General features: G+C 69.6%; 6 protein-coding genes. 1 reads left to right on the forward strand and 5 read right to left on the reverse strand.

Features of this window, described 5'->3' with window-relative positions:
* From VFU06_15495 to VFU06_15515, 5 genes are all read right to left on the reverse strand, one after another.
* Positions 1 to 565: MotA/TolQ/ExbB proton channel family protein (locus VFU06_15495; protein HEU5210799.1), on the reverse strand; the 565-nt coding region annotated here is incomplete at its 3' end.
* Positions 566 to 570: 5 nt separating this feature from the next.
* Entirely contained in the window at positions 571 to 1,557 is a 987-nt protein-coding gene (locus VFU06_15500; GenBank protein HEU5210800.1) for an NAD-dependent epimerase/dehydratase family protein, read from the reverse strand.
* A 175-nt stretch (positions 1,558 to 1,732) separates the two neighbouring features.
* On the reverse strand, positions 1,733 to 3,019 hold the full coding sequence (gene hemA / locus VFU06_15505; GenBank protein ID HEU5210801.1) for a glutamyl-tRNA reductase: 1,287 nt from the start codon (positions 3,017 to 3,019) through the stop codon (positions 1,733 to 1,735).
* An 8-nt stretch (positions 3,020 to 3,027) separates the two neighbouring features.
* Positions 3,028 to 3,843, reverse strand: a complete 816-nt coding sequence (gene ccsA / locus VFU06_15510; protein ID HEU5210802.1) for a cytochrome c biogenesis protein CcsA — start codon at positions 3,841 to 3,843, stop codon at positions 3,028 to 3,030.
* A gap of 80 nt (positions 3,844 to 3,923) precedes the next feature.
* Positions 3,924 to 5,000 carry a LysM peptidoglycan-binding domain-containing protein gene (locus VFU06_15515; GenBank protein ID HEU5210803.1) on the reverse strand — a complete coding sequence of 359 codons (1,077 nt, stop codon included), beginning with the start codon at positions 4,998 to 5,000 and terminating at the stop codon, positions 3,924 to 3,926.
* Between the two features lie 231 nt (positions 5,001 to 5,231).
* Between VFU06_15515 and VFU06_15520 the strand changes: the two genes are divergently transcribed.
* Positions 5,232 to 6,290 (forward strand): hypothetical protein (locus VFU06_15520; protein ID HEU5210804.1); only part of this gene is annotated, 1,059 nt, incomplete at its 3' end.

Here is a 6,290-nt window from a genome sequence, read left to right on the forward strand (position 1 = left end):
GGCCGCCCGCGGTCGTGATCAGCGCTTCGGCGATGCCCGGCGCAACGGCCGCGATGTTCGCGGTGCCGGTCGTCGCGACGCCCATGAACGAGTTCATGACGCCGAGCACGGTGCCGAGCAGGCCGAGCAGCGGCGCGGTCACGGCGATGATCGCGAGCCACACCATGCCGCCGGCAAGCGCGTCGCGCTCCTCCTCCTGCACCTTCTCGAGCACGAGCCAGAGCGCGTTGAGCTGCGTCTCGCTCAGCCCCGGCTGCGGCTCCGCATCCTCGCGCAGCGCGCCGGGGCGCAGCTCGCTGAAGAAGTTGGCGCCCTGCCGGAAGACGCGCGTGTACGCCGTTTCCGGCAGGCGCATCACCGCCTTGTACGCGTCGTCCAGCCGCTGCACGCGCTCCAGTGCGGCGCCGAAGCGCGCGCCGTCGCGCCGCACACGGCGGAACTGGCCGCCCTTCCAGAAGATGATGATCCAGCTCACCAGCGAGAACACCGCCGTCACGGCAAGGACGATGACGGTCGTGAGCGAATTGAGGAACAGCGTGAAGTTCGGAGATGCCGTCTGCAGCATCGCGATCACCGCGCCACCTCCTGCGCGATGTGACGGTAGGTGCGGCCGAGGCCCTCCTCGATCGTGACGCTGCACTGCCACCCCAGCGACTTCAGCTTGTCCGTCGCGATGCACGAGTGCTGCACCTCGCCCGGGCGCGCCGACGCATACTTCATCTCGACCGTGCGACCCGATGCCTTCATCAGGACGCGTGCAAGCTCGTTCACACTCGTCTCCGTGCTGGTCCCGACATTGAATGCGTACACGTCCAGCGCCTGCGCTCCCTTCGGGTTCGGCAGCGAGCGCTCGATTGCCTCCAGCGGCGCGGTCGCGACCAGGTAGTTGGCCGCGGCGACGTCCCCCACGTACACGTAGTCGCGCGTCTGCTCGCCGTCGCCGAAGATCGTGACGGGCTCGCCGTCGCGCAGCCGGTTCGAGAAGATCGCGACAACGCCCGCCTCACCATGCGGGTCCTGGCGCGGGCCGTACACGTTGGAGTAGCGCAGCGCGACGGCGTGCATGCCGTGCGTCACGCGGTAGTAGTGCAGGTACTGCTCGGCGACCAGCTTGGTCACGCCGTAGGGCGAGAGCGGCAGCTTGGGCGCCGTCTCCGGCGTCGGCCTGACCTCGGGCTCGCCGTACACCACGCCACCCGACGAAACGAACACGAAGCGTCCGCACCCGAACGTACGCGCTGCCTCGATCACGTTGAGGAAGCCGTCCACGTTGATCGACGCGTCCCGGCGCGGATCCGAAACCGAGATCCGCACGTCGATCTGCGCCGCGTGGTGGCTGACGACGTCGAAGCCGCCCACCTCGCGGAACAGGTCCGTCACCGCCGTGCCGCGGATATCGCCCTGCACGAACGTCGCACCGGCCGGCACGTTCTCGCGCTTCCCCGACGACAGGTCATCGAGGATCCATACCGCGTAGCCCTCCGCCAGGAAGCGGTCCGCGACGTGGCTGCCGATGAAGCCGGCTCCGCCCGTGATCAGTGCTTTTTTCTGGGGCACGGATGTCCTTTCTGGTTCGTGGTTACTGGTCGAGATGCGGGCCGGGGCCCTGGGCCCTGCGCCCGGGCCGGGGGGTGTCTCCCGCGGCGTTCCCGTTGCAATCCCGCTGTGAAACCCGGCCCCGGCCCAGGGCCCCGGGCCCTGGCCCGCCTCCCCAACATCGGGCGCGCGCCCCTCAGTCCTGCCCACCCATCTCGTCCAGCCCGAAAAGATAGCGCGCCGCCTCCGCAACTTCACCCTCGCGCCCGTCCTTCGCCGCTTCGCGCAGGCGCGTGGTCGGCGCGTGCAGGATCTTGTTGAGCAGCTGCTTCGTCAGCACGTCCACCGCAGCGGCGGTCTGCGGGTCCAGGTGCGCGGAGCGCAGCGCGCGCTCTAGCTCTGCCTGGCGGAGCTGCTCCGCGTGGCCGCGCAGCGCCTGGATCACGGGGACCACGCTGCGGCCGCGGTACCAGGTCATGAACTCGCTGACACCGTGGCCGATGATTGCATCGGCCCGGTCGATCTCGCCGCGTCGCTGTGCGAGCGTGCTGTCCACGACCTGCTGGAGATCGTCGACGTCGTACAGGAACACGCCGTCGATCGAGCCGGCGCCCGGCTCCACATCACGTGGCAGCGCAATGTCGAGCAGGAGCATGGGCTCCTTGCGGCCTTCGCGAAAGGCGCGCGCCACCATGTCTGCAGAAATGACGTGGTGCGGCGCTGCAGTTGCACACGCGACGATGCTGGCCGTCCGCAGCAGCTCCGGCAGCCGCTCGAATGTGGCTGCCTCGCCGCCCAGCCGGGCGACCAGGTTCTCCGCGCGCTGTGCGGTGCGGTTCGCGACGACGACGCCGCTCACGCCCTCGTCGAGCAGGCACTGCAGCGTCAGCTCGCCCATCTCGCCTGCACCGACGATCACGGTGCTGCGCCCCTGCAGCGAGCCGAAGATCTTGCGCGCGAGTGCGACCGCGGCCGACGGCACCGACGCGGCGCCCGCACCCAGCCTGGTTTCCGCGCGCACGCGGCCGCCCACCGACAGTGCGGTCTCGAACAGCCGCGACAGGATCGGCCCCGCGGTGCGCTCCCGCCCGTTCTGCGACGCGGCGGACTCGTACGCGCTCCTGACCTGCCCCTGGATCTGCGGCTCCCCGAGAACCAGCGAGTCGATGCCCGAGACGACGCGGAACAGGTGACGTGCTGCGGCGTCGTCGCTCCGCGTGTAGACGAAGCGTCCCGCGTCCTCCTCGCTCAGCCCGCCGCGCGCGCGCAGAAACGCGTGCGCCGCGCCGGCAGCAGCGTCGTCCGCGTCGTCGCGCGCGTAGATCTCGGTGCGGTTGCAGGTGGAGAAGATCACGACTTCGGCCGCGCCGGCGCCGTGCAGCGCGTGCAGCGCCTCGTGCAACTCCGGCCCGTCGAGCGTGACTCGCTCACGGATCGGCAGCGGTGTCGTGTGGTGACTCAGCCCGACGACGTGTACGCCCACCGCGCCCCCTACAGGAACGCGGCGCCGCCCGCCTGCGCGAGGCGGAGCACGACGTACGCGAGGACGACCAGCGCAAAGCCCCAGACACTGACCAGCGCAGCCCGGCGGTTGCTGCCCGCACCGCCGATTCGTGCGCCCAGCACCCCCGCAAAAACCACCCAGGTGAGCGCGCCCCAGATCACCTGCGGGTCGCCCATCGCGAAAGTGCCGCGGAAGCGGATGGTCCAGGCCCAGCCGAGCGCGAGGCCGGCCGTGAGTGCGCAGAACCCGACCACCGCGGAGCTGCGACCCAGCCGGTCCAGCGTGTTCAGCGCCGGGAAGAAGCGGAAGATGCGGCCGAACCGCTTCGACTTGAGCTCGCGGAACTGCAGCAGGTAGAGCAGCCCGGCGGCAAAGGCGAATGCAAAGCCGGCGACGCCGACGAACGCGAGCACGACGTGGAAGGAGAACCACGCGCCGCTGAACGCGAGCGGCTCGCCCGAGGGGCGCACCCCGATCAGGAGCGCGGCGGCCAGCAGTGCGACGATCACGGGCAGCAGCACGAGACCGACGGGGCGGGCGTCGCTTGCGATGGTCGCGAACAGGAGGAACAGCGCGATCAGAAAGGCCAGCGTCGACAGCGACGGCCCGAGCCCGACGAGCGGCAGCTCGCCGAACCGGGCGCCGAACGCGACCAGCGCGCCGAGCTGCACGAGTGCGGCGCCACCGATCAGCAGCACCCCGCCTCGCGGGACCTCCGCGCGCTCACCCGCGAAAGAGACGGTCTGCAGCACGCCCGCGGCGAGGTAGCCGAGCAGCGCCACCCCGTGAAGAATCGTGACCAATACACCTCCATACGGATACGGGCGCCCCGGGGCGCCCGTATCGGCCTGCATCCCCGTATCGCGGCCTGGGCCGCGTCCTGCTAGCGAATCGTCTGGACGAGCCGGACCGGCAGTCCGGCCTCCAGCCCGGCGTTCTCGACGTCCAGCACGCGCACGGTCGCGGTCGCGTCCTCGACGCGCACCACGCGCACGGTGCCGACCCGCTGTGCGGGCACCACGTCGACCGCATTCGCCTGGTGCCGCGGTAGATACACCTCGAGCTCGTCTCCGATCGCCACCGTGCCGGCACCGAGCGTGACGAAGCCGATATCGGTGGTGCCGTAGAGGGGCTGCTCCTCGATCATTGCGATCAGCTCACCCTGCGGGCCCCCCTGTACCGGCGCGGGCTCACCCGCTGCGAGCGGCGGCAGCACGCCGGTCACCAGCACCGGGTCGTCGCGCCGCGCCTCGCCGTACATCCGCACCACGTGCGAGATCGCGCCGTCCTCGCCGACCGACTCGACCTCGAGCAGCGCCAGCGGCCGGATGATCTGCCGGTTCAGCCCCACCGTTCGCTCCACGCGTACGACCTGCAGCGTGTCGCCCGGCACGACGGTCTGCGTCAGCCGGCCGACGTGTACGCGGTCGTACGGCTTGAGCATGGTCGGCATGTCCAGCTCGCGGACGGCCGGGTCCATCAGCCCGACCACGCGGCCCGCCCACGGCAGCGCGCGCGGATCGGCGAGCCACGGCAGCCCCAGGTACTCCGTCGGCGTCATCAGCGGCTGGCGCAGATCGATGTCCGCGATCACCGTCGCGCGCTCGTCGGGCTCCAGGATCTCGTCCGTGCCCGGCTCGTAGCTGACCGGCACACCCAGCACGTCCGGCGGCAGGTCCGCCCGCAGCAGCGAGCCGGGGAGCACCAGCTCCTGGTTCGGATAGATCCAGTGCGGATCCGCGATGATGTTCGTGTTCAGATCGTAGATCTGCGGCCACTGGAACGGGTCCGCCAGGTACGACTGCGCGATGTCCCACAGCGTATCGCCGCGTCGCACGACGTGCGTGCGGGAGGCGAGCGTGTCCTGCGCCTCCTGCGCGACCGTCGGGGCCGCAGTCACACTGAGCAGTACCAGGGAGACCGTCAGGCGGGCCTTTCCACGGCGCTCGTTTCCGATCACGTGCTCTCTCCAATCGAGGATGGTGCAAGACAGCGTCGTCGTCGCACGATCTGCACGCCGCGAGCGGGGAACTCTTCGGGTTGCATGAATTTAGGACAGGGCCTGCCCGTCGCGCCAGCACATACTTTTCGCTGTCCTCGATAGCTTTTTCCGACGTCCGCGCCCGAGACTTGCCCACACCCCCGCACCCGGGCACTTTCCCGCCTCGTTTTCCCTCAGCAGGGGCAGCGCATGAAGCATCGCTTCACAGCTCTCTTCCTGGCAGGACTGCTCGCTGGCTCGACCGGTGCCGCACAGGCGCAGTGCATCGACCAGACGCGCGTGCGCCTGTCATTCGACGACGCCCGCGGCGACCTCCTCCGCGCCGCCGCGATCCGCGGCGCGCTCGAGCGCACGCCGATGTTCTTCTACCGTGAGCAGGACGAGCACCTCGTCTGTCTCGACTCCATCCCCGTCCTGCGCCAGTGGGTGCCGCCGCGCGACTCGACGATGCTCGAGATCCTCGCGCCGAGCACGCGCTTCACCGTGAACAGCGCCTTTCCGCGCGAGCGCAACAACGGCGGGCTGATCGAGACGGTCGGCCTGAACTCCGCAGTGGACTTCGGCGTTGCGGCCCGCTGGAAGTGGTTCTCCGCCGTGCTCGCGCCCCGGCTGACGTATCAGCAGAACGACTTCTTCAAGGTGCCGACGACCATCTGGGAAGGTCGCTCACCATGGGCCAACCCGTACCACCGCAACATCGACTACCCGAAGCGCTTCGGACCCGGTGAGTTCTCGGAGTTCCAGTGGGGCAGCACCGGCATCCAGGCTGAGTACGGGCCCGTGGCCGCCGGCTTCTCGACCGCCAACATGTGGGTCGGCGCGACCCGGCTGTTCCCGCTCATGATGAGCAACACCGCGCCCGGCTTCCCGCACGCATTCGTGAGCGTCCGCCCCTTCAGCGCCTGGATCGTCGACATCGAGGTCAACTCGTTCTGGGGCGAGGTCTCGGAATCGGACTACTTCGACGGCGACGCCTCCAACGACCAGCACGTGATCACCGGGTTCCAGGTCGGCTTCGCGCCGCACTTCATCCCGGGGCTGCAGTTCGGTGTCGCGCGCGTCTATCACGATGTCGAGGATTTCGGCGAAATCGGACTGGGCGGAATCCTGGACATGACCTGGGACTCGCCTTTCTTCACCAGCGGCGGCAACCGCGAAGGCAATGCGATCGGCTTCGTCTTCGGCCGCTTCGTGCTGCCCGAGAGCGGCTTCGAGGTGTTCGGCGAGTGGAGCCGCGAGGACACGCCG

Source organism: Longimicrobiales bacterium, from assembly GCA_035764935.1.
GTDB lineage: Bacteria > Gemmatimonadota > Gemmatimonadetes > Longimicrobiales > RSA9 > DASTYK01.